General features: G+C 72.4%; 13 protein-coding genes. 5 read left to right on the forward strand and 8 right to left on the reverse strand.

Annotated elements, in window-relative coordinates:
- Position 1: 1 nt before the first annotated feature.
- On the reverse strand, positions 2–709 hold the full coding sequence (locus tag OG885_RS06110) for an SDR family oxidoreductase (RefSeq protein WP_405727196.1): 708 nt from the start codon (positions 707–709) through the stop codon (positions 2–4).
- Between the two features lie 101 nt (positions 710–810).
- Here OG885_RS06110 and OG885_RS06115 point away from each other — a divergent pair, with 101 nt between their 5' ends.
- Positions 811–1,650: a helix-turn-helix transcriptional regulator gene (locus OG885_RS06115; RefSeq protein WP_405727199.1), complete on the forward strand. Its 840-nt coding sequence runs from the start codon at positions 811–813 to the stop codon at positions 1,648–1,650.
- Positions 1,651–1,678: 28 nt separating this feature from the next.
- Here OG885_RS06115 and OG885_RS06120 read toward each other — a convergent pair whose 3' ends face one another.
- Together OG885_RS06120 and OG885_RS06125 are read right to left on the reverse strand one after the other, a co-directional pair.
- Entirely contained in the window at positions 1,679–2,923 is a 1,245-nt protein-coding gene (locus tag OG885_RS06120; protein ID WP_405727202.1) for an ROK family protein, read from the reverse strand.
- Positions 2,924–2,998: 75 nt separating this feature from the next.
- Positions 2,999–3,640 carry an alpha-ketoglutarate-dependent dioxygenase AlkB family protein gene (locus OG885_RS06125; RefSeq protein WP_405727205.1) on the reverse strand — a complete coding sequence of 214 codons (642 nt, stop codon included), beginning with the start codon at positions 3,638–3,640 and terminating at the stop codon, positions 2,999–3,001.
- Positions 3,641–3,695: 55 nt separating this feature from the next.
- On the opposite strand from OG885_RS06125, the gene OG885_RS06130 reads away from it, so the two are divergent.
- Positions 3,696–4,835: a methyltransferase gene (locus OG885_RS06130; protein ID WP_405727208.1), complete on the forward strand. Its 1,140-nt coding sequence runs from the start codon at positions 3,696–3,698 to the stop codon at positions 4,833–4,835.
- Here OG885_RS06130 and OG885_RS06135 read toward each other — a convergent pair.
- Together OG885_RS06135 and OG885_RS06140 are read right to left on the reverse strand one after the other, a co-directional pair.
- A complete protein-coding gene (locus tag OG885_RS06135; protein WP_405727211.1) occupies positions 4,825–5,703 on the reverse strand; it encodes a ketose-bisphosphate aldolase in 879 nt (292 codons plus the stop codon). The two genes, OG885_RS06130 and OG885_RS06135, sit on opposite strands and share 11 nt — an antisense overlap.
- Before the next feature lie 8 nt (positions 5,704–5,711).
- Positions 5,712–6,596 carry an SIS domain-containing protein gene (locus OG885_RS06140; RefSeq protein WP_405742599.1) on the reverse strand — a complete coding sequence of 295 codons (885 nt, stop codon included), beginning with the start codon at positions 6,594–6,596 and terminating at the stop codon, positions 5,712–5,714.
- A gap of 136 nt (positions 6,597–6,732) precedes the next feature.
- On the opposite strand from OG885_RS06140, the gene OG885_RS06145 reads away from it, so the two are divergent.
- Together OG885_RS06145 and OG885_RS06150 are read left to right on the forward strand one after the other, a co-directional pair.
- Positions 6,733–7,512: a DeoR/GlpR family DNA-binding transcription regulator gene (locus tag OG885_RS06145; RefSeq protein WP_405727214.1), complete on the forward strand. Its 780-nt coding sequence runs from the start codon at positions 6,733–6,735 to the stop codon at positions 7,510–7,512.
- A 57-nt stretch (positions 7,513–7,569) separates the two neighbouring features.
- Positions 7,570–9,387, forward strand: coding sequence for a glycoside hydrolase family 15 protein (locus OG885_RS06150; RefSeq protein ID WP_405727217.1), 1,818 nt, complete (start codon positions 7,570–7,572; stop codon positions 9,385–9,387).
- On the opposite strand, the gene OG885_RS06155 is transcribed toward OG885_RS06150, so the two are convergent.
- Complete coding sequence (locus tag OG885_RS06155; protein WP_405727220.1) at positions 9,362–9,580, reverse strand: MbtH family protein; 219 nt, start codon at positions 9,578–9,580, stop codon at positions 9,362–9,364. The two genes, OG885_RS06150 and OG885_RS06155, sit on opposite strands and share 26 nt — an antisense overlap.
- 93 nt (positions 9,581–9,673) lie before the next feature.
- Between OG885_RS06155 and OG885_RS06160 the strand changes: the two genes are divergently transcribed.
- Positions 9,674–10,762 carry an alpha/beta hydrolase-fold protein gene (locus OG885_RS06160; RefSeq protein ID WP_405727223.1) on the forward strand — a complete coding sequence of 363 codons (1,089 nt, stop codon included), beginning with the start codon at positions 9,674–9,676 and terminating at the stop codon, positions 10,760–10,762.
- Between the two features lie 18 nt (positions 10,763–10,780).
- Here the strand turns inward: OG885_RS06160 and OG885_RS06165 are convergent, their stop codons facing one another.
- Positions 10,781–12,481: an ABC transporter transmembrane domain-containing protein gene (locus tag OG885_RS06165; RefSeq protein WP_405727226.1), complete on the reverse strand. Its 1,701-nt coding sequence runs from the start codon at positions 12,479–12,481 to the stop codon at positions 10,781–10,783.
- Positions 12,468–23,342 (reverse strand): amino acid adenylation domain-containing protein, encoded by a 10,875-nt coding sequence (locus tag OG885_RS06170; RefSeq protein ID WP_405727229.1) that lies wholly within the window; start codon positions 23,340–23,342, stop codon positions 12,468–12,470. The genes OG885_RS06165 and OG885_RS06170 overlap by 14 nt, the downstream gene beginning before the upstream one ends.
- Positions 23,343–23,375: the final 33 nt, after the last annotated feature.

The raw sequence follows: 23,375 nt of genomic DNA on the forward strand, positions 1-23,375 counted from the left end.
CCTACCAGGGAATCGGGCCGTTGACGTCGAAGTAGCCGCCGGTCGGCCCGTCCGGGGTCGTCTGCGCCATGCGGACGATGATCTCGGCACCCTCCCCGACCGTCTGGGTGCCGGTGCCGCCGTTGAGGTCGGTGTTGGTGAAGCCGGGCTCGACGGCGTTGACGCGCATCGCCGGGAACGCCTTCGCGTACTGCACGGTGATCATGTTGACCGTGGTCTTGGACGACGGGTAGGCGACGGCCGGGTAGAAGTGCGCCGGGGAGTCCGGGTCGGACAGCCGGGTCAGGGAGCCCAGGCCGCTGCTGACGTTCACGACGACGGGCGCGGCGGACTTCTGGAGCAGGGGCAGGAAGGCGTGCAGGACGCGGACGACACCGAAGACGTTCGTCTCGAACACCGTCCGCATCTCGTCGGCGGTGGTGTCGGCGGCGCTGGGGATGCTGTTGCCCGCGCCCCGCACCTCGATGCCCGCGTTGTTGATCAGGACGTCGAGACCGCCCTCGGCCTCGACGGTCTTGGCGGCCGCGGCGACGGACGCGTCGTCGGTGACGTCGACGCGGACGAACCGGGCGCCCAGTTGCTCGGCGGCACGGCGTCCGCGCTCCTCGTCGCGGGCGCCGACGTAGACGGTGTGACCTGCTGCGACGAGTCGGCGGGCGGTCTCGAAGCCCAGTCCCTTGTTCGCTCCGGTGATCAGTGTGGTGGTCATGGCTCCACGGTCCCGCCGGGCCGGGCGGACAGCCAGACGACTCTTCTTCCTGGGACTGGCAGTACCAGGCACCCGCCCGGCCGACGCGGTTGACTGGAGGCATGACGACGACGGATCTGGGGCAGGCGCTGCGCCGCTGGCGGGACCGGGTGGCTCCGCAGACCGCGGGGCTGCCCGTCGGGGGTCAGCGGCGCGCGGCGGGGCTGCGGCGCGAGGAGCTGGCGCTGTTGGCCGGGATCTCGGTCGACTATGTGACCCGGCTCGAACAGGGCCGGGCGGCCAATCCGTCGGGGCAGGTCGTGGAGGCGTTGGCGCGGGCGCTCAGGCTGTCGGGGGACGAGCGGGCGTATCTCTTCCGGCTGGCGGGGCTGGTGCCGCCGGGGCCGGAGACGGTGCCGGGGTATCTCACGCCGAGCGTGCAGCGGCTGCTGGACCGGCTGGTGGACACGCCGGTCGGGGTGTCCGACGCGGCGATGACGCTGCTGGTCGCCAATCCGATGTACGCGGCGCTGATGGGTGATCCGTCGGGCCTGCACGGCTTCGAGCGCAACGGGGTGTGGCGCAACTTCCTCGGTGCGCCGACCCGGGTGCGGCACACGCCTGAGGAGCGGAGCGCGTTCGAGGCGGGCATGGTGGCGGAGCTGCGGGCCACGGTCGGCCGTTATCCCGCCGACCGGCAACTGCGGCGGCTGGTCGCGGAGTTGCGGGCGGGCAGTGAGCGGTTCGCCGAGCTGTGGGACGCGGGGGTCGTGGGCCGGCTGGAGAGTTCACGCAAGACGATCGAGCACCCCCACGTGGGGCTGCTGACGCTGGACTGCGATCTGCTCCGGGTGGAGGGCAACGACCTGCACATCCTGGTGTATTCGGCGGAGCCCGGTACCGCGGAGGCCGAGAAGCTGGCGCTGCTCGCTGTCCTCGGTACGCAGTCACTCGTGGGCTGAGGCGTATCCCTCGGCGTATACCGCCGGATCACGCCGAGGCCAGCGCTCTCAGCGGGTCGTCCAGTACCGGCTGCCAGGCCAACTCGGCCGCTCCGACCAGGCTGTTGTGGTCGAGCGTGCAGGCGAGGATCGGGACGCCGCCGCTCTGTCCCCACAGGCTGCGGTCGGCGACGACGGCGCGCAGCCGGTCGGGGTCGGCGGCGAGCAGGGTGCGGTGCAGGCCGCCGAGGATGATCCGGTCGGGGTTGAGGATGTTCACCAGCCCCGCGAGGCCCAGGCCGAGGCGGTCGACGAGGGTCTCGGCGGCGGTGCGGACGGCCGGGTCGTCGTAGTGGTCGCGGATCAGTTCGTTGGCCTGCTGGAGCAGCGACACCACCGGGCCGGGCTCGCGGCCGGCGGCCGTGAGGAGGGCCAGCGGGTCGGCCTCGACGTCGAGGCAGCCGCGGCTGCCGCAGTGGCAGGGGCGGCCCTCGGGGTTGACGGTGAGGTGGCCGACTTCGAGGGCGAGGCCCGAACTGCCCGTGTGCAGACGGCCGTCGAGGACGAGCGCGCCACCGACTCCCCGGTGTCCGGTGGCGACGCAGAGCAGGTCGCGGGCGCCGCGGCCGGCGCCGTGGCGGTGCTCGGCGAGGGCGGCGAGGTTGACGTCGTTGCCGGCGAACGCGGGCCCGGTGATGCCGGCCGCGCGCACGCACTCGGTGAAGATCCGCCGGACGGGCGCGCCCACGGGCCAGGCCAGGTGGAGCGGGTTGAGGGCGGTGCCGTCGGGTTCGGCGACGGCGGAGGGCACGGCGAGACCGGCGCCGACGCAGCTAAGACCGGTGGTACGCAGCAGTTCGGCGCCGGCCTCGACGACCGAGCCGATGATCTTCGCCGGGTCGGCGTCGACGGTCTCGCGGGCGGGCGCGGTGGCGGCGATCCGGCCGCCGAGACCGACCAGTGCCGCCCGGAATCCGTCGGCGTGCACCTGGGCGGCGAGGACGACGGGGCCGTCCTCGGCGACCGCGAGCCGGTGCGAGGGCCGGCCCTGGGAGCCCGCGGCGGCGCCGGGCCGGGCGTCGACCCTGATCAGCCCGAGCGCCTCCAGTTCGGCGGCGACCGCTCCTGCGGTGGCGCGCGTCACGCCGAGTTCGGCGGTGAGCACGGCCCGGGTCGGGGCGCGGCCGGTGTGCACGAGCTCCAGTGCGGGCCCGAGCGCACCGCGCCCCCGGTCCAACCGCGTCCTCGAGGTGGTCCCTTCCCCGGCCGGCCGGGGGTCCGCGTTGCCGCTCATGAGGGCGAGTCTCCCATGATCCGCAGTGCCGGTCTCCTACGGGCGCGGTGCCTGATGCCCGCGCGCACAGGCGCCCTACAGCCCACTGACTCTGAGCGTGATGTTCAGCCTCCCCGTCAGCCCCAACTCCGGAGGCGCCGTGCCCGGGTACACCTTGGGCACACCGTGGTACGCGAGCCGCGAGGGCCCGCCGAACACGAACAGGTCGCCGCTGCGCAGCTCCACGTCCGTGTAGGGCCGGGTCCGGGTGTCGGGGTTGCCGAAGCGGAAGAGACAGCTGTCACCGAGGCTGAACGACACGACCGGCGCGTCCGACTTCTCGTCGCTGTCGCGGTGCATGCCCATGCGGGCGTCACCGTCGTAGAAGTTGATCAGTGCGATGTCGTACGGCGGGGGTGTCACCCCGAGGGCCCCTCGCACCGCACTCGCGCCCAGCTCCCCGAGCCACGCCGGGAACGGCTTCACCGGGGAACCGTCGCCGTCCACGACCGTGCGGGCATAGCCGTACGGGTACCAGTGCAGGCCCAGACACACCTGCCGTGCGGTCATCGTGCCGCCCCCGGGTGTGCGCACCGTCCGCAGCCCGGCGGGCGGACGGGCCCAGTCCCGGCAGGCCTCCAGCAGCTCGCGCTGCCGCCCGGCGCCCAGCCAGTCCGGCATGTGCACCGCGCCCGGCGCCACCTCGGTGCGATCCCTGGGGAACAGCTCGGCCTCCATGGACACCATCCTGCCAAGCGGCCGTGAGCTGCGGTTCCGCTAGCCTGGACCCACCATGAACGACCGTATGACGACGCCCTGGGGCGAGCTCGCGCTGGCCCGTTTCCCCGAGGACCCGCGTGACCGGCTGCGTGCCTGGGACGCCTCGGACGAGTATCTGCTGCGGCACCTCCAGGAGGTCGACCTGTCCGGGACTGTCGTGGTGCTGGGCGACCGGTGGGGTGCGCTGGTCACGGCGCTGGCGGCGCACGGGCCGACGCAGATCACGGACTCGTATCTGAGCCAGGAGGCGACCCGGGCCAATCTCGCCCGCAACGGCGTCGGGACCGGCACGGTGCGGTTGCTGACGACGCAGGACCCGCCGCCGGGGCGGATCGACGTGCTGCTGGTCCGGGTACCGAAGAGCCTGGCTCTGCTGGAGGACCAGCTGCTGCGTCTGGCGCCCGGGGTGCACGAGAGGACGGTCGTCGTCGGCACCGGCATGGTGAAGGAGATCCACACCTCCACGCTCCGGCTCTTCGAGCGGATCATCGGGCCGACCCGCACCTCGCTCGCCGAGAAGAAGGCGCGGCTGATCTTCAGCACCCCGCAGGCGCCCGGCAAGGTCGCCGCCACCCCTTGGCCGTACCGGTACGCGCTGCCCGAGGACATCGGGCCGGTCTCGGGGCGGACCGTCGTCAACCACGCGGGGGTCTTCTGCGCCGACCGCCTCGACATCGGCACGCGGTTCTTCCTCGGGCATCTGCCGGACACGCGCGGGGCGGCGCGCGTGGTCGACCTGGGGTGCGGCAACGGGGTCGTGGGGACGGCGGTCGCGCTGGCCGATCCCGCCGCCGAGGTGCTGTTCGTCGACGAGTCGTTCCAGGCGGTGGCCTCGGCCGAGGCGACGTACAAGGCGAACGGTGTGCCGGGGCACGCCGAGTTCCGGGTCGGGGACGGGCTGACCGGGGTGCCGGAGGGGAGTGTGGACCTCGTCCTCAACAACCCGCCGTTCCACTCCCATCAGGCGACGACCGACGCGACCGCGCAGCGTATGTTCGCCGACGCCCGGCGCGCGTTGCGGCCGGGCGGGGAGCTGTGGGTGGTGGGGAACCGTCATCTGGGGTACCACGTGACGCTGCGGCGGTTGTTCGGCAACAGCCGGCTTGTCGCGAGCGACCCGAAGTTCGTGGTGCTGAAGGCCGTCAAGCGGTAGTCGCGGGCGGCCGGTGTCCACCGCTCACCACGCGGATGATCCGGGTCACCTCCCGCGCCATCGCGTCCCGGCCCACGGCCAGGTACTTGCGTGAGTCGACGGCTTCGGGGTGGGCGGTGAGGAACTCCCGTACGGCGCCGGTCAGGGCGACGTTGAGGGCGGTGCCGACATTGACCTTGGCGATGCCGCCGGTGACGGCCGCGGCGAGTTCGTCGTCGGGCACGCCGGACGAGCCGTGCAGGACGAGGGGTGTGTCGAGGGCGGCGGCCAGGCGTTCGAGGAGGTCGTGGTCGAGGGTGGCGGTGCGGGTGGTCATGGCGTGCGAGCTGCCGACGGCGACGGCCAGGGCGTCCACGCCGGAGTCCGCCACGAAGGCACGGGCCTCGGCGGGGTCGGTGCGGGCGCCGGGGTCGTGGGCGTCCAGCGGCGGCTCACCGTTCTTGCCGCCGACCTGCCCCAACTCGGCCTCGATCCACAGGCCTTGGGCGTGGGCCCAGTCGGCGGCGGCGCGGGTGGCGGCGAGGTTCTCGGCGTAGGGCAGGCGGGCGGCGTCGTACATCACGGAGCTGAACCCGGCGTCCGCGGTCTGTCGCAGCAGGGTGTCGCTCTGGACGTGGTCGAGGTGCAACGCGACGGGTACGGCGGCCCGTTCGGCGGCGGCGACGGTGGCACGGGCGAGGGGTTGCAGCCGTCCCAGCCGGAACTTGACGGCGTTCTCGCTGACTTGGAGGACGACGGGGGTGTCCGCCGACTCGGCGCCGGCGATCACCGCCTCGACATGTTCGAGGGTGACGACGTTGAAGGCGGCCACGGCGGAGCGTGCGGCGGTGGCGGCGGCGACCAGTTCGCCGGTGGTGACGAGAGGCACGACCGCTCCTATGACTCGGCGAGGATGACGGAGCGGGTGAGGTGGCGCGGCCGGTCCGGGTCGAGACCCCGGGCCGCCGCGACGGCCACGGCGAGGCGCTGGGCGCGGACGAGTTCGGCGAGCGGGTCGAGGCCGCCGTCGACCCAGAGTGCGCCGGTGCCGCGGACCTGTTCGGCCAGGCCCTCGGGGGCCTCGCCGAGCATCCAGGTCGCGGTGGAGTGGGTGGAGACGCTGATGGGGCCGTGCCGGTACTCCATCGCCGGGTACGCCTCGGTCCAGGACAGGGAGGCCTCGCGCATCTTCAGCCCGGCCTCGTGGGCGAGGCCCACGGTCCAGCCGCGGCCGAGGAAGGTGAACTGCGTGCAGGCGACGAGGCCTTCGGGCAGCGGTTCGGTGAGCGCGGTGCGGGCGTCGGTGACGACGGCGTCCGTGTGCAGTCCGAGGTGGGCGCGGAGCAGGGTCAGCGCGGTCGTCGCGAACCGGGTCTGCACGACGGACCGTTCGTCGGCGTAGTCGAGGACGACGACGTCGTCGGCGGCCTCCATGACGGGCGTGCGCGGATCGGCGGTGATCGCCGTGGTGGGTATGTGCCCCTTCAACCGCCCGAGCAGGTCCAGGACTTCGGTGGTGGTGCCGGACCGGGTGAGGGCGACGACGCGGTCGTACGAGCGTCCCCGCGGGAACTCCGACGCGGCGAAGGCGTCGGTCTCGCCCTGACCCGCCCCTTCGCGGAGCGCGGCCACGGACTGGCCCATGAAGTACGACGTGCCGCACCCCACGATCGCGACCCGCTCCCCCGCCACCGGCAGCGCCCCGCCGTGTCCGCCCGCCTCGGCCGCCGCGCGGGTCCAGCACTCGGGCTGGCTCGTCAGCTCGCTCTCGACATGAGTCATGCCGTGCGTCATGCGTCACCCCTCCCCATCAGTGATTGTTCGTGCAAGATATAGCGACGTTTCGAGCAGAATCAAGCATCTGGACGAGCGCGGGGTGCGCTAGGGTCGCCGGGTGATCGAGGATGGGAGGGTGCGGATGTCCCGCGACGCCCGCTGGAAGTCGCTGCTGGAACTGCTCGTCGAGCGCGGCCGGCTGGAGGTCGAGGAGGCCGCCGCCGAGCTGGAGGTCTCGGCGGCGACGATCCGGCGCGACTTCGACCAGCTGGCCGAGCAGCAGATGCTCGTGCGCACGCGGGGCGGCGCGGTCGTGCACGGGGTGTCCTACGAGCTGCCGCTGCGCTACAAGACCGCCCGGCGCGCCTCCGAGAAGCAGCGCATCGCCAAGGCCGTCGCGGATCTGCTCGCCCCCGGTGAGGCGGTGGGGCTGACCGGCGGCACGACCACCACGGAGGTGGCCCGCGCCCTGGCCGTGCGCAGTGATCTCGCGTCCGGCTCGCCCGCGCTGACGGTCGTCACCAACGCGCTCAACATCGCCAACGAGCTGGCCGTCCGCCCCCAGTTCAAGATCGTGGTGACCGGCGGGGTCGCGCGGGCGCAGTCGTACGAGCTCATCGGGCCGCTCGCCGACGGGGTGCTGAGCCAGATCACCCTCGATGTGGCGGTGCTCGGCGTGGTCGCCTTCGACGTCACGCACGGGGCCGCCGCGGCCGACGAGGCGGAGGCGGCGATCAACCGGCTGCTGTGCGAGCGGGCCGAGCGGGTGGTCGTGGCAGCCGACTCCAGCAAGCTGGGGCAGCGGGCGTTCGCCCGGATCTGCGCGGCGGAGGCGGTGGACACGCTGGTCACCGACGCGGCCGTGGGCGCGGACATGGTGCGGCGCTTCGAGGAGGCGGGGATCCGGGTGGTCGCGGTCTGACGCGGTTCCCGCACCCGGCCGCCCGGATCGACCTACGCTGGGGGCAGGGAGGCTGCGATGAGCGGAACACCGACGTCGGCGCCGTATCTGCCGATCGCCGAGCACGGGCTGATCGGGGATCTGCGCAGCGTGGCCCTGGTGGGCACGGATGGCACCATCGACTGGTACTGCTGCCCGTCCTTCGACGCGCCCAGCGTCTTCGCGGCGATCCTGGACGCGGAGCGGGGCGGCGCCTTCGAGCTCGCGGCGTCGGTGCCGGCCCGGACCAAGCAGTTCTACTTCCCCGACACCAACGTCCTGATCACCCGGTTCTTCACCGAGGACGGCGTCGGCGAGGTGCAGGACTTCATGCCGGTCGACGGGGAGGCTGCCGAGGTCGAGCGGCACCGGCTGATCCGGCGGGTGGTGTGCGTACGGGGCTCGATCCCGTTCCGGACCCGGGTCGCCCCGCGCTTCGACTACGGCCGTCGGCCGCATCGGCTGCGGATGGTCGGCGACGTCGCGCTCTTCGAGTCCGAGAAGCTGTCGCTGGGCCTGACCGCGACCGTGCCGCTGGAGACGGACGGCCTGGACGCGCGCGCCGACTTCAAGCTCGCCGAGGGCGAGTCGGCGGTGTTCGCCCTCGACCAGGTCGGCGGCGAGGTGTCGCCGCGCCGGTGCGCGCGGACCGAGGCGGAGGAGCAGTTCGCGACCACAGTGGCGTACTGGCGGCGCTGGCTGTCGCACTCCAAGTACCGGGGCCGCTGGCGGGAGATGGTGCACCGCTCGGCCCTCACCCTCAAGCTGCTCACCTACGCGCCCACCGGCGCCATCGTCGCCGCGCCGACCACGAGTCTGCCCGAGCAGCTCGGTGGCGAACGCAACTGGGACTACCGGTACGTGTGGGTGCGCGACGCCGCCTTCTGTGTCTACGCGCTGCTGCGCCTCGGCTTCACCGAGGAGGCCGAGGCGTTCATGAACTTCGTGACCAAGCACGTCAGTCCGGGCGACGGCAAACCGTCCGGGCCGCTCCAGATCATGTACGGCATCGACGGCCGCACCGACCTCCCCGAGTCCGAACTCCCGCATCTGGAAGGACATCAGGGCTCCGCGCCGGTCCGGGTCGGCAACGCCGCCTCCGATCAGCTGCAACTCGACATCTACGGCGCCCTGATCGACTCCATCTACCTCTACGACAAGTGGGCCAAGCCCGTCTCCAGCGCCCAGTGGGACGATGTGTGCGCCCTGGTGGAGTGGGTGTGCGCGCACTGGGACCAGCCCGACGAGGGCATCTGGGAGACCCGCGGCGGCCGGAAGAACTTCCTGTACTCGCGCCTGATATGCTGGGTGGCGATCGAGCGGGCGATCCGCATGGCCAACCGCCGTGGTCTGCCCGCCGATCTGCCCCGCTGGCGGGAGTGCCGGGACACCATCTACCGGCGGATCATGAGCCGGGGCTGGTCGGATACCCGCCAGGCGTTCGTGCAGCACGAGGACGGCGATGTGCTGGACGCGGCGGTGCTGATGATGCCGCTGTCGAAGTTCATCGCGCCGACCGACCCCAAGTGGCTCTCCACCCTGGACGCGTTGACGCAGGAGCTGGTCTCCGACTCGCTGGTCTACCGCTACGACCCGCTGGCCAGTCCGGACGGACTGCGTGGCGACGAGGGCACGTTCTCGATCTGCTCGTTCTGGTACGTCGAGGCCATGGTGCACGCGGGCCGGGTCGACGAGGCGCGGCTCGCCTTCGAGAAGATGCTGACGTACGCCAACCATCTCGGCCTGTACGCCGAGGAGATCAGCCACACCGGTGAGCAACAGGGCAACTTCCCGCAGGCGTTCACCCATCTCGCGCTGATCAGCGCGGCGTTCAACTTGGACCGGGCGCTGGGCTGAACAGCGACCTGGGGCGCAGGTCCGTCCAGTTGGTCTCGACGTAGGCCAGGCAGGCGTCCCTGGTGTTCTCCTCGAAGGCGACCGTCCAGCCGCCGGGGATCCCGGCGAAGGCGGGCCACAGCGAGTGCTGGCCCTCGTCGTTCACCAGGACCAGGAAACGGCCTTCGGCGTCGTCGAAGGGGTTGGTGCTCATGTCGAGTACCTCCTACGGACGTCAACATTAGGTTAGGCTCGCCTAATTGGATCGAGCCTAGCTTTTCGTCTTCCCTCCCACAAGGAGTCGTTCATGGCCGAGAACGGCTTGGGATTCAGGGAGTTCGGGCTGTCCGGCACCCCAGGCTCCGACGACTTCTGGGCTGCCGCGACGGGGCCCGTCTCGGTGGCCTCCGGAGACGGCGGCTGGGTGACCCTGTTCCTGTGGCGTGGGCCCGAGGCGAGCATCGGCTTCGAGAGCTGGTCCGAGGACGTGCCCCTGCGCCGGTGGGACGACACCGACTGCTGGTACGCCCGGGTGCGGATGCCCCGACGGCTGCGGGTCACCTACCAGTTCCTCGCCGACGGCCAGGCGTACGCCGACCCGTTCAACCCGGCCGGGGCGGGCGGCGACCGGTCCATCGCCGCCACGCCGGACGCCCCGCCGCAGCCGCACTGGCCCCTGGTCGGCGCCGACGACGTGCTGCCGCTCCCCCGCACCCGGCTCCGCTGGGCCTCCGAGCGGCTCGGCGGGCGGCGTACCGTGCGCGTTCATCCGGTGGGCGGCGGTGGGCCGTTGGTGCTGCTCCTGGACGGGGACGACTGGCTGTATCTGCATCCGGCCATGGCCGCCTTCGACGCGGCGGTCGCCGCCGGTGACGTACCGCCCGTCACCCTGGTCTTCCTTCCGGCGAAGGACCGGCGGACCGAGTACGCGTGCCGGCCCGAGGTCTGGCGGGCGGTGCGGGACGAACTGCTGCCGCTCGTCGCGGAGTCGGGCATGCCGGGCGACCCGGACCGGCTGGTGGTCGCCGGACAGAGCCTCGGCGGGCTGAGCGCGCTGTACGCGGCGCTGGAGTTCCCCGAGCTGGTGTCGCGTGTCGCCTGTCAGTCGGGGTCGTTCTGGTGGACGCCGGAGGCGATGGGGTCGGCGGATCCGTTCGGGGGTCCGGTGGGTGGCGCCCTCGCCGAGCGCCTGCGCGGGCTGCCCGACCTGTCCGGGCTGCGGGTCGCCTTCGACGTGGGGGAACACGAGACGCCGATGCTGCCGCACTGCGGGCGGGTCGAGGCGCTGGCGGAGCGGTGCGGTGCCGCCGTTCGGGTGTCGCGGTCGGCGTCGGAGCACGACCGGGCGGGGTGGCGGCACGCCCTGCTCAGGGATGTGGCGTGGGTGCTGCGCTGACGTGCCGGGAACACCTGCTCATCGGGCCACCGCCGCGCCGTAGCCCGCGTCCGTGGCCAGCAGGTTGCGGTGGGTGTCCGCGGCCGTGACGGCGCCGTCGGCGAGGACGAGGACGCGGTCGGCGGCGTCCAGCAGGGCGGGGCTGCTGGTGAGGATCACCGTGGTGCGGCCTCGGCGGAGCTTCGCGAGGTTGCGGGCGATGAGCTGTTCGGTGACCGCGTCGACGGCGGTCGTCGGGTCGTGCAGGACCAGGATGTCGGTGTCGGCGGCCAACGCGCGGGCCAGGGACAGGCGTTGGCGCTGGCCGCCGGAGAGGTTCGCGCCCCGGTCGCGGACGGCGTGGTCCAGGCCCTCGCGGTGGAGGGCGACCACGTCGGTGAGCAGGGACGCCTCGACGGCCTCGGGGACGGTACGGCTGGTGCCCGAGGGGTCGATGTTGGTGCGCAGGGTGCCGGCGAAGATCTCGCCGTCGTACGGGTTCACCAGCATGAGCTCACGGACCGCCTCCACCGACAGCTCCGCCAGCCCCTGTCCGCCGAGCCGGACCGCCCCCGCGTACGCGTCGGGCGGGACGCGCAGCGCGAGGACCGCGGCGAGGTCGGCCGCGGCGCGCGGCTCGTAGGCGGCGATCGCCACGAACTCACCGGCGGCGACCCGGAACTTGAGCTCGCACAGGCTGCCGTACCGGACGCCGTCGATCTCCACGTCCGCCCCGGCGGCCGGGCGTTCGAGGCCGGGGGTGGTGACCGGTGGGGCCGTCAGCACCAGCGCCAGGCGTTCGGCGGAGGCGCGCGCGATCATCACGTACTTGGGCATCTCGGAGAAGAGCTTGAGGGGTTCGATGATGAACTGGGCGAGCCCCACCGCCATGACGAGCTCACCGATGGTGATGCGGCCCTTGAACGCCAGCCACCCCGCCGTGAGGGTCACGGCGGCGGCGAGGAGCGCGTTGAGGGCGAGTGCGGCGCCCGCGTAGGCGCCGTTGACCTTGGCGACGGTGACCGCCTGGTGCCTGGCCTCGGTGCTGACCTGGCGGTACGAGCGGAACGCCGCGTGGTTGCCGCCGAAGCCGTGCAGCGGGCGCAGGCCGGTGATCAGGTCGGCGACCTTCGCGCCGGCCCGCGCGACCCGGGCCTGCTGCTCCTGGGTGCTGTCGCCGATGCGCTTCGAGAGCACGCTCAGGATCGACAGGATCGCGACGGTGCCCACGATCACCAGCAGGCCGAGCCGGAGGTCGGCCAGGCCCAGCGCGACGGCGGCGACCAGGACCGCGACCAGCGAGCTGATCAGCAGCGGCACCACCTCGATGATGTCGGCGGTCTGGTCGGCGTCCTCGGTGGCGATGGTGAGCACCTCGCCGGACTTGAGGTCGACGTCCCGGGCCACCGGCTGGAGTCCGCACGCCGCGACCCGGACCCGCCACCGGTGGGCCTCGCTCGTGTTGGCCTTCTGCAGAACGCGCATCCCGTACCGCCACGACAGCGACACGGTCGTGACGATCACCGCCAGCGCGGCGATCGACAGGGCGAGCGCGCCGGGACTGCGATGCCGCAGGGCGTGCTCGACGATCAGGCCCAGCGCGATCGGGAACGCCGTCTCACCGGCCTGGTAAAGGCCCATGAGAACGGTGCCCCGGGTCATGGCGCCGACGTTGCGACGCAGGGCGATGCGGAGGATGTCGGCCCCGGAGCGGGGCGCCTGGGTGTCAGGACTGGTCATCGAGGTGGCGGGCAATCGCTTCCGGGGTGCGCAGGGTGAACAGGTCTCGGATGGTGATCACCGGGCCGAACTCCCGGCGGAGCAGTCCGATCAGCCGTACCGCCAGCATGGAGTGTCCGCCCAGGGACACGAAGTCTCCCACCGCGCTCACCTCGTCGTCGTCCAGGTCCAGTGCCTCGGCGAAGTACTCGCACACCACGCTCTCGGTCTCGGTCTGCGGGCCCCGCTCCCCCGCCGTGGTCAGCGCGCCCAGTGGCTTGGCCTCCGGGAGCGCCTTGGTGTCGGCCTTCCCGTTGACGGTGAGCGGGATGCTGTCGACCTGGGCGTAATGGGTCGGGCGCAGGAAGTCCGGCAGTCCCGCGCCCACTTCGGCGGCCACCGCCGCCAACTCGGCACCCTCCAGCACCAGATAGGCGGCGAGCCGGTGCGCGCCGTCCACCTGCGGGTCGGCCTGGGCGACGGCGGCGACGAAGCGCACCGCCGGGTGGGCCGCGAAGACGGCCTCCACCTCGCCCAGTTCGACGCGATGGCCGCGGATCTTGACCTGCTGGTCGGTGCGGCCGAGGTACGTCAGGTTTCCGTCGGGTCGCCGGACGACCAGGTCGCCGGTGCGGTACATGCGCTCGCCGGGGGCGCCGAACGGGCAGGCCACGAAGCGGTGCGCGGTCTGGGCCGGTTGGCCGAGGTAGCCGCGGGCGATGCCGATGCCCGCCACGTACAGCTCGCCGGGGACGCCGTCGGGCAGGGGCCGCAGCCAGGGGTCGAGGACGTGGACGTCGGTGTTGTCGATGGCGACCCCCACCACCGGGTCCTGGCACTCGAAGGTGCCGACGCCGAGGGTGTTGATGGTGTACTCGGTGGGCCCGTACAGGTTGTAGCCGACCGTGCCCTCGGTGTCGGCGAGCCGCTGCCACAGCGTCGGGGTGACGGCCTCGCCGCCCAGCAGCACCAGCGGGGGACGCCGCTCCGGGTCGTCCAACAGGCCCTCGGCGATCAGCTGTTGGGCGTAGGTCGGGGTCACGTTGATGACGTCGATGGCGTGCTCCAGGCAGTAGGCGACGAGCCGGGGCGCGTCGCGGCGCAACTCCTCGTCGCAGATGTGCACTTCATGCCCGTCGGCGAGCCACAGCAACTCCTCCCACGACATGTCGAACGCGAACGACACGGTGTGAGCGATGCGGAAGACGCGGTGGCCGTGCTCGGCCAGCACCGGTTCGAAGATGCGGCGCTGATGGTTGATCAGCATGTTGGTGAGCCCGGCGTACTCGGTCACCACGCCCTTGGGCTTCCCGGTGGAACCGGAGGTGTAGATCGTGTACGCGGGGTGCCGCAGCCGGTCGGGGTCGTCGGGGGTGAACGTCACGAACGGCTCGGCCTCGGGCAGCGGCCGGTCCAGCTCGACGAGGTCACCGGTCAGCCGGGGCGCCACCGCGCTCACGGTGAGGATGACGTCCGGGCGGGCGTCCTCGACGATCGCCGCGATCCGTTCGTCCGGGTGGTCCAGCTCCAGCGGCACATAGGCGGCGCCGACGCGCAGTACGGCGAACAGGGCCACGATCGAGTCCAGGGAGCGCGGGATCGCGAGGCCCACGGTCGTCTCCGGGCCGATCCCGCGCCCGGCGAGCACCCCGGCCACCTCACGGCTGCGGTCCCGCAGCTCGGCGAAGGTCATCCGCGCGCCGTGGGCGACGAGCGCCACCCGCTCAGGTGCCCGGTCCGCCGCCCGGTCGAACCGGTCGACCACGGTGTCCGTGCCGACGTCCGTCCGCTCCCCGGGCACGGGAACCGGCCCCAGCCCCGGCAACGCCCCGACCGGTCCGGTCGAGCGGGCCACGTCCGCCAGCACCCGCAGATACTCGTCGAGCAGCCGCCGCGCACCCGCGCCGTCCTCGTCACGGTGCTCCAGCTTGACCGTGAGCCGGTCGCCGGGTGTGACCACCCAGGTGAACGGATAGTGCGTGGAGTCGTCGGCCCGTACCGAGGTGATCCCGTGCCGGGCGTTCATCTCGGCGAAGGCGTCCAGGTCCAGGAAGTTCTGCAGCACGAACAGGTTGTCGAACAGGGTGTCGTGGCCGCTGGCCCGCTGGATCTCGCCCAACCCGAGGTGCTCGTGCTCCATCGCCGCGACCCGGGCCGCCTGCACACCGGCGAGGTACTCCCGGACCGTGTCGTCGGGCCGCGCCCGCGTCCACATCGGCACGGTGTTGAGGAGCACGCCGACGACGTCCTCCAGCCCCTCCCCCTCTCGCCCGGAGACGGTCACCCCGAACACGGCGTCGGCACGCCCCGTGCGCGCCCCCAGCAGCAGCCCGAACGCCCCGGTCAGCACCGAGTTCAGCGTGACGCCGTGGGTCCTCGCCGCGTCCCGCAACGCCTCTGACAGCTCGGCGGAGACCGTGTGCACGAGGGTGCCCGGCAGGTCGTCCGACAGCGCCGGCGCCGCCCCGGCGAGCAGCGTGGGACCGGACAGGCCCGCCAGGTGCTCGGCCCAGAAGCGTTCGGACACAGCGGTGTCCTTGGCGTCGAGCGCCCGCGCATGCTCCTCAAAACCGGGCACGGCCGGGACCGGAGCCGCCAACTCGCCCGCGACGGCGGCCTCGTACGCGTCGAAGAGGTCGCGCAGCACGATCTCGCGGGACCAGCCGTCCCACAGCAGCAGGTGATAGCTGAGGAGCAGTCCGTCCCGTCCGTCGGGCAGCCGCACCACGGTCAGTCGGATCAGCGGTGGCTCTCCGGGGTCGAATCCCGTGTCGCGGTCACGGGCCCGCAGGCCGTCCACCTCGGCGTCCGTGGCCAGTTCGACCGTCCGCACCGGGACCCGCCGTCCGGCCTTGAGCACCTGGACCGGGTTGCCGTCGTCGTCGGTGGTGAACCCGGCGCCCACGCCCGGATGGCGAGCGATGACGTGTGCCATCGCCTCGGCCAGCGCGTCGGTGTCCAGCCGCCGGTCGAAGGTGAACCAGCTCTGGGCGACGTAGTGCCCGGCAGGACCCGCAAGTTGGGCCTGGAAGAACAGGCCGCGTTGCAGCGGGGTGACCGGGGCCGTGCGCTCGGCTGTCACCGAGGCGTCGGCGATGGCCTCCAGGGCGTCCAGCCAGTGACCGGCGATGTCGTCGGGGACGCCCTCGGCGAGGGTGAACTCCGTGCGCAGACTGCCGGTGGCCTCGTCCAGCCAGGCGTTGACCTCGACGGCGTAGGGACTGCCTTGGCCACCGCCCGTGATGTGCAGTGCCTGTGACTCGCCAGCGCGGCCGAGGTAGTTGAACAGGACCTGCGGGCGGGCGGTCAGCAGCGGGGCCGACTGCGGGTTGAGATAGCGGAGTTGACCGTAGGAGATGTGCGCCCGCTCCTCCGGCCGGCGTGCGGTCACCTCGTGGGCCGCCGCGACCGGGTCGGTGTGGGCGGTGAGCCGTACGGGGGCGATGGCCGTGAACCAGCCGACCGTACGGGTGTAGTCGTGGTGTTCCAGGACGGGGACCCGGCCGTGCCGCTCCAGGTCGATCGCGAGGTCGGTCGGGGTCGGCTGGACGCGGGTGAGCGCGGCGCGCAGGGCGCCGCACAGCAACTCGGTGAGACCGACACCGAGGGTTGTGGGCGCGGTACGGGTCACGCGGTCGCTCACCTCGGGGGCGAGGACGACGGTGGTCTCGCGGAGGCCGCCGACCTCGGGCAGCAACGCGGGCGCCTGGAGTGTGGTGAGCCAGTGCCCAAGGCCGTCGACCGCGTGGGCGGACCCCAGCGCCAGGGCCTCGGCATACTCGGCGAACGAGGTGGTGGAGGGCGCCAGGGGCTCCCCGCGCAGGGCGGTCGCCAGGTCGTCCAGCAGGATCAGCCAGGACACGGCGTCGACGGCGAGGTGGTGCGCGGTGACGACCAGGGTGCGGACCGGCTCCAGCCACGCGAACGCGATGACCTCCCCGGACGCGGGGTCGAGACGGCCTGCGTCCTCGTTCGCCACGGTGGCCGCGTCGGCGGCGGTCGTGTCATGGCGTACGACGGTGATCTCGCGGTCGGGTTCGGTGCCGAGCGTCCAGACGCCGTGCTCGGCGCGGAGCCGCAACCGGAGCGTCGGATGGGCGGCCACGACGGTGTTCGCGGCGCGCTCGATCTCGGCGTGTCCGATGCCGTCGGGGACGACCAGGGTGCGGGCCTGCGCGAACCGGGCCAGGGAGCCGCCCAGTTCGCGCTGGCGCAGGATGATCGGCGTCGGCGGGAGGGGGCCGTCCTCCTGGCGGACGGGTGCGGGCCGCTCCGGTGCGGTGCGGGTACCGAGATGCTCGGCGAGGGCGCGTGGCGTCCGGAGCAGGAACACGTCCCGGGGTGCGATGGGCAGGCCCAGTGCCCGGGCCCGGTTGATCACGGTGATGGCGACGATGCTGTCCCCGCCGGCCCTGAAGAAGTCGGTGTCACCGTCGACCTGGGAGTCGGGCAGGGTGGCGGCGAAGATGTCGACCAGGGCGGCGAGCGCGGAGTCGCTCACGGGTGGGGAGGTGTCCTGTGCGGACTCGGTCAGGGCCTTTCGGTCCAGCTTCCCGTTGACGGTCAGCGGCAGCGCCCCAACCGGCAGCACCCGGCCCGGCACCATGTGCGCGGGCAGCTTCGCCGACAGCAGGGCGGTGAGGTCGCCGGGGATCCGCCCCACGAGGTGCGCGACCAGGTGATCGCCGGTGGGGGCCACGGTGACGGCCACGTCGGTCACGCCGTCGAGCTCCCGGATCGCCGTCTCCACCTCGCCCAACTCGACTCGGAAGCCCTTGAGTTGGACCTGATCGTCGGCGCGGCCGACGAACTCCAGCTCGCCGTCGAGGCTGCGGAGGGCGAGATCGCCGGTGTGGTACATGCGGGAGCCGTCGCCCGCGAACGGGTCCGCCACGAACCGCCCCGCCGTGAGCCCGGGCCTGCCCAGATAGCCGAGCGACACCTGGTCACCGGCGACGTAGATGGCGCCGACACGCCCCGGCGGTACCGGTCGGAGGTGTTCGTCGAGGAGGTAGGTGGTGAGGCCGGGGATCGGGCCGCCGATGGGGCTGGCCTCGGCGCCGGTCCTGAAGTCGTCGTCGGTCAGCACCCGGTGGGTGACGTGGACCGTGGTCTCGGTGATGCCGTACATGTTGACCAGCTCGGGCGAGCCGGTGCCGTGCCGGTCGACCCAGGCGCGCAGTCGGCCGAGGTCGAGTGCCTCGCCCCCGAAGACGATCCGGCGCAGCGCGGGGAGCGGTGCGCCCGCCTGCCGGTCGGCCTCGATGAACTGGTAGAAGGCCGAGGGGGTTTGGTTGAGCACGGTGACCCCGCGCTCGCGGACCAGCCGGTGGAAGTCGACCGGTGAGCGGGTCAGGCCGTACTCCGGCACGAGCAGCTCACCGCCGTGCGCCAGCGCGCCCCACAACTCCCAGACGGCGAAGTCGAAGGAGTAGGAGTGGAACTGGACCCACACGTCGTCCGGGCCGAAGCCCATGTCCGGCCGGGTGTTCGCGAGGAGGGTCACCACACTGGAGTGCGGGACGACGACGCCCTTGGGCCGGCCCGTCGATCCGGACGTGTAGATCACGTAGGCCGGATCCCGCCAACCCGCCTCGGACTCGACGGCGGCTTGCGGCAGTTCGTCGCCCTGGACCAGCACCCGGGTTCCCACTCCCGCCCGTTCCACCAGCTGTGTGAACCGCTCCCGCTGCCCCTTCTCCACCAGGACGATCTGCGGGGCGGCGTCGGCGAGGATGTACTCCAGGCGCTCGTCGGGATACGCCAGGTCCAGCGGCACGTAGGCGCCGCCCGCGCTGACGACGGCGACCAGGGCCACGACCTGCTCCAGTGAACGCGGCACGGCGACGGCGACCCGTTTGCCGGGGCCGACCCCGGCGGCGGCCAACACCGCCGCCAACTCGCTTTTCCGGAGGGCTAGTTCGCCGTAGGTCAGGGAGCGGGTGCCACCGTCGAGGGTGCACTGGGTGACGGCGGTGGCGGCCGGGTCACGCCGGGCGGCGGCGTCGAAAAGGGCTCCGAGTGTGGTGGGGGTGACGGAGTGAGAGGCGCTCTTCGGGGCCAGGTCGGCGATCCGTGCGTCCGGTCGGGTCAGCAGACCCGTGAGGGTCGTCTCGAAGGTACGCAGGATCGTCTGGGCGCCCGCCTCTTCGAGGAGATCGCCGTCGTAGATCACGTTGAAACGAGGGCGGCCGTCGAGGGTGCGCTCCACGACCAGGGTCAGCGGGTAGTGCGGAGCGCCCTCGTTGACGATGTCGGTGACGACGAACTCGTCGGCGGGGCCGCGCAGGGCGTCGAGGTCGGTCGCCACGTCGAAGACGACCAAGGTGTCGAACAGGGGGCCCGCGCCCGCCTCGCGGCCGATCCTCGCGAGCGAGACGTGCTGGTGCGGGAGCACGGCGCTCTGGTGTTCACGGACCGAGGCGAGCAGCTCGCGCGAGGTGGTCGCGGAGGTCCAACGGGCGCGGACCGGGATGGTGTTGATGAACAGACCGACCATGTTCTCGATGCCGGGCACGTCCACGTCGCGCCCGGACACGGTGGAGCCGAACACCACGTCCGTGCCGTGCAGGATGCCGCCGAGGGTCACCGCCCAGGCGCTGTGCACGGCCACGCTGAGCGGGACGCCGGCCGACCGGGCGGCGGTGTCGATGTCCTCGGCCGGTGTACGGGAGGTGTCGGCGAAGCGCTCGGAAGGGGTGTGGCCCTCGGCGACGAGGGAGGGACCGGGCAGCCCGGCGAGCTGGACGCGCCACACCCGGTCGCTCTCCTCCTCGTCCCGCTCGGCGAGCGTGCGCACGTAGTCGGGGAAGCCGCCGAGCGGGTATGTGCTCCCCGGCGCGTGGTACTCGGCGAGCAGGGCGCGGAGCATCGGCGGTACGGACCAGCCGTCGGCGATGATGTGGTGCACGGTCTGCACCAGGACACTGCGCCCGGCCCCCTGCCGGATGAGCGTGTACCGCATGAGCGGACCGCCGGCCAGGTCGAACCCGGCGCGCCGGTCGCGCTCGGCGTGGGCGTGAATCTCGTCGTCGGTGATGCCGGGGCGGTCCAGCGTGGTGAACGGCGCCTCGACGCCGCCCTCCAGTACGGAGACCACACGGCCGTCGGCGAGGGACACGAACCGTGCGGCCAGGTTGGGGTAGAGGGTGAGCAGCCGGGTGGCCGCCGTCGCGAGCCGGTCGGGGTCCACCTCGCCGTCCAGAGTGAGGAGTTGCTGCTCGACGTAGGCGCCCTGCGAGTCGTCGTCGAAGACCGAGTGGAAGTACAGGCCTTCCTGGAGCGGGGTGAGCGGCAGGATGTCCCGCAGTGCGGGGCCGTCGACGGCGTCGACGTCGGCCTGGGTGAGCGGCACCAGGTCGAAGTCGCTGGGTGAGTGGCCGCCCTGGTCGAGTGCCGCGAGTCCGGCGAGGGCCGTACGGAAGTACGCGCCGATCGTCGTGACGTCCTCGTCGGTGAACATGCCGTCGGGCCAGGAGATCGTGGTGACGAGCTCGTACGCGCCGCCGGTCGGGGCGGGTTCGGCGATCGCGTTGAACTCCAGGGCGCGCGGGAGACGCATGGCGGGGTCGCGCCGTTCGCCCAACTGTCCCGTGGAGGCGGCGAGTTGCCAGTCGCCCGCTGCGCCCGCGTCGAAGCGGCCCAGGTAGTTGAAGAGCACCTGGGGTGCGGGGGCGTCGAACTCGGTGTGGGTCAGATAGCGCAGGGCGCCGTAGGAGACGCCGTTGTCCGGCACCCGGGCGAGGTCTTCCTTGACCGCCTTGAGGGCGGTGGCCAGGTAGCCGGGCGCGGTGAAGTCGGTAGTGCCCCCGGGGTCGACGAGCACCGGGAACAGAGTGGTGAACCAGCCGACCGTGCGGGCCAGTTCGGGCTCGAACCCGGCCGTCTCCGCCACGAAGTGGCCTTCCCGGCCGTGCCCTTCCAGCTCGATGTGCGCGAACGTCTGGTCCTGGCCCCGGTCGCGGCGCCAGCGGGCGAGGGTGACCGCGAGGGCGGTCAGGAGTACGTCGTTGACTCCGGCGTGGAACCTGGCGGGGATCTCGCCGAGCAGGGCGGCGGTGATCTCCGGGCCGACGGAGACGGTGTGCAGCCGCTCGTCGGCGACCGTGTCGGTCGGCGACAGGGCGCGCCCGCCCAGCAGCTGGTCGTCCCCCGGCAGTGGTCGCCAGTAGTAGGAGCTGTCGGCGTCGAAGGCCGCGCGCTCCAGCAGCTGGGTCCAGCGCCGGAACGACGTGCCCGTCGGGGGCAGTTCGATCGGGGTGCCGGAGGCGAGCTGCCGCCATGCCGTGGCCAGGTCCTCCATGAGGACGCGCCAGGAGACGCCGTCGACCACGGTGTGGTGGGCGGCGAGGACCAACTGCCGTGCGGAGCGGCGCCATACGGCCCGCAGCATGACGCCGTTGTCGGGGTCGAGTCCCGCCGCGGCGAGCGCGACGCACTCCTCCAACGGGCGGTCGCTCTCCAGCGGGTCCACGCCGGACTGGTCCGGCTCGGGGATGTCGAAGCTCCAGCGGTCGCCGCGCACCAGCCGGGCGCGCAGCATGGGGTGGTGCCGTACGACGGCGGTGAGGAGTTCGTCGAGGGTGTCGGGGGTGAGGTCGGCCGGGGTGTTGAGGACCACCGACTGCACGAAGCCGTCGATCGCGTCCGTGGTCTCCCCGAGCCACTGCACGACGGGCGAGCCCACCACGGTGCCGGTGGGGATGTCGCGGTGGTCGACGGTGGAGACGGTGTCGCGGCTGGCCACCGCCGCCAGCGCCCTCACCGTGCTGTGGGTGAAGATCTGCCGGGCCGTGACATGGAGGCCCTCGGCGCGCAGCGCGCTCAGCAGGGAGATCGCCAGGATGCTGTCGCCGCCGAGCTGGAAGAAGTCCTGGTCGGCGCCGATGTCGTCGAGGCGCAGCACGGCGGTGACGGCCCGGGCGACCAGGCGTTCCTCGTCGGTGGCGGGCGGGACGAGCGGGCCGGTCGCGGTCTCCGGTTCCGGCAGGGCGTTGCGGTCGAGCTTGCCGTTGGCCGTCAGCGGGAACTCCCGCAGCACGACGACATGGGCGGGCACCATGTACTCGACCATGTGGGCGGCGGCCCAGGCCCTGACGTCGTCGGCGCGCAGCCCCTCGCTGCCGGCGGCCGGGATGACGTAGCCCACGAGATAGGTGCCGCCCGCGGAGTTCTTCTTGGCGACGACACAGGTGTGCCGTACGCCCGGGTGTTCCGCGAGGCCGATCTCGACGTCCTCGATCTCCAGGCGCATGCCGCGGATCTTGATCTGGTTGTCGGCGCGGCCGAGGAAGTCCAGTGATCCGTCGGGGGCGTAGCGGGCGAGGTCGCCGGTGCGGTAGAGGCGGGAGCCGTCGGTGGCGAAGGGGTTGGCGACGAAGCGGGAGGCGGTGAGGCCGGGCGCGTTCACGTAGCCGCGGCCCAGAAGGAAGCCGCCGACGTAGAGTTCGCCGCCCACCCCGACGGGGACGGGGCGCAGTTCGTCGTCGAGGACGTACAGCCGGGTGGTGGGATTGGCCTTGCCGATGGAGGTCGACAGGCGTTCGGCGGCGCCGCGGTAGATGACGTGGGAGACGCCGATGGTCGTCTCGGCGGGTCCGTAGCCGTGGTACATGGGGATGTCGAGCTGGGTGCGGAACCGTTCGTACAGCTCCGGGGTGAGCACCTCGCCGCCGCACCAGACATGGCGCAGGCTGTCCAACTGCCCGGAGTCGCCGGCGATGTCGAGGAGGACGTCCAGCATGGACGAGACCAGGTAGGTGAAGGTGACGCGGTGTTCGGCGATGACGCTGAGCAGGTGGTGGGGGTCGCGTTCGCCGCCGGGGCGCAGGATCACCAGCCGGGCGCCGGACACCAGCGGCAGGAAGATCTCGTTGATGGAGATGTCGAACGAGAGCGGTGCCTTGAACAGCGAGGCGTCGTCGTGGCCGAAGCCCAGGATCTGGTGGACCTGCCACAACAGGCGTTCGCTGATGGCCTCGTGGCGGATCATCGCGCCCTTGGGGCGGCCGGTGGAACCCGAGGTGAAGATCACGTAGGCCAGCGCGGTGCCGGGGACGGCGATCCCGGGGCCCTCGGTGGGGTGGTCGCCGTAGCGCCAGTCACCGAGGTCCACGGGCACGGCTTCCGGTTCGCCGGGGGCGTGTTCGCCGGTGGCGTTGAGCTGGAGGACGACGCCGGCGTCCTCGATGACGACGGCCCGGCGCGCGGCGGGCCACTGCGGGTCGAGCGGCACGAACGCGCATCCGGCCTGGAGCACGCCGAGGAGTCCGATCACCATGTCGGCGCAGCGGCCGAGAGAGATGCCGACGATCTGCTCGGCGGTCAGGTCGCGTTCGATCAGGTGGTGGGCCAACTGGCTGGAGAGCTCGGCGGTTTGACGGTAGGTGAGGGTGCGGTGCTCGTCGATGACGGCGACGGCGTCCGGCCTGGCGCGGGCCTGTTCGTGGAACATCTCCACCAGGGTCGGCCGATCCCGGTCGGCGTCGGTCGCGTTCCAGTCGGCCAGTGCCGCGAGCCGGGCCGCCACGCTGGAGGGGCCCACGGTGCCGAGCGGGCGGTCCGGGAAGTCGACCAGGTCGTCCAGGGCAAGCCGGGCGTCGGCGGCCTCGACGCCGTCCGGGACGGCGATGTCCCAGCTGCCGTCGGAGCCCCGCCAACTCCCCTGCTCGCTCACGCCGTTGTCGACCCAGCCGATGACGTCGGCGAACAGGGTGCCGTCGGTGAGGTCGATGCCGTCCGGGCTGCGGCCGGTCGCCCAGTACGCCAGCGCGATGGCGCAGGCCTCGGCGAGGGTCCGGTCGGAGTGGTCGCCGGTGCGTCGGCGCAGCTCGGTCAGTCGGTCGAAGGACAGCGGTACGAAACGAGCGCGCGGTTCCATCATCGAAGACACAGCACCCTTCCACAGCATGAAAGT

It is taken from the genome of Streptomyces sp. NBC_00028 (genome assembly GCF_045041065.1).
In the GTDB taxonomy this organism is placed as follows: domain Bacteria; phylum Actinomycetota; class Actinomycetes; order Streptomycetales; family Streptomycetaceae; genus Streptomyces.

Coding starts and splice junctions, on each gene's coding strand:
- OG885_RS06110 (WP_405727196.1), bottom strand. CDS start 709: ATGACCACCACACTGATCACCGGAGCGAACAAGGGACTGGGCTTCGAG.
- OG885_RS06115 (WP_405727199.1), top strand. CDS start 811: ATGACGACGACGGATCTGGGGCAGGCGCTGCGCCGCTGGCGGGACCGG.
- OG885_RS06120 (WP_405727202.1), bottom strand. CDS start 2,923: ATGAGCGGCAACGCGGACCCCCGGCCGGCCGGGGAAGGGACCACCTCG.
- OG885_RS06125 (WP_405727205.1), bottom strand. CDS start 3,640: ATGGAGGCCGAGCTGTTCCCCAGGGATCGCACCGAGGTGGCGCCGGGC.
- OG885_RS06130 (WP_405727208.1), top strand. CDS start 3,696: ATGAACGACCGTATGACGACGCCCTGGGGCGAGCTCGCGCTGGCCCGT.
- OG885_RS06140 (WP_405742599.1), bottom strand. CDS start 6,596: ATGACTCATGTCGAGAGCGAGCTGACGAGCCAGCCCGAGTGCTGGACC.
- OG885_RS06145 (WP_405727214.1), top strand. CDS start 6,733: ATGTCCCGCGACGCCCGCTGGAAGTCGCTGCTGGAACTGCTCGTCGAG.
- OG885_RS06150 (WP_405727217.1), top strand. CDS start 7,570: ATGAGCGGAACACCGACGTCGGCGCCGTATCTGCCGATCGCCGAGCAC.
- OG885_RS06155 (WP_405727220.1), bottom strand. CDS start 9,580: ATGAGCACCAACCCCTTCGACGACGCCGAAGGCCGTTTCCTGGTCCTG.
- OG885_RS06160 (WP_405727223.1), top strand. CDS start 9,674: ATGGCCGAGAACGGCTTGGGATTCAGGGAGTTCGGGCTGTCCGGCACC.
- OG885_RS06165 (WP_405727226.1), bottom strand. CDS start 12,481: ATGACCAGTCCTGACACCCAGGCGCCCCGCTCCGGGGCCGACATCCTC.
- OG885_RS06170 (WP_405727229.1), bottom strand. CDS start 23,342: ATGATGGAACCGCGCGCTCGTTTCGTACCGCTGTCCTTCGACCGACTG.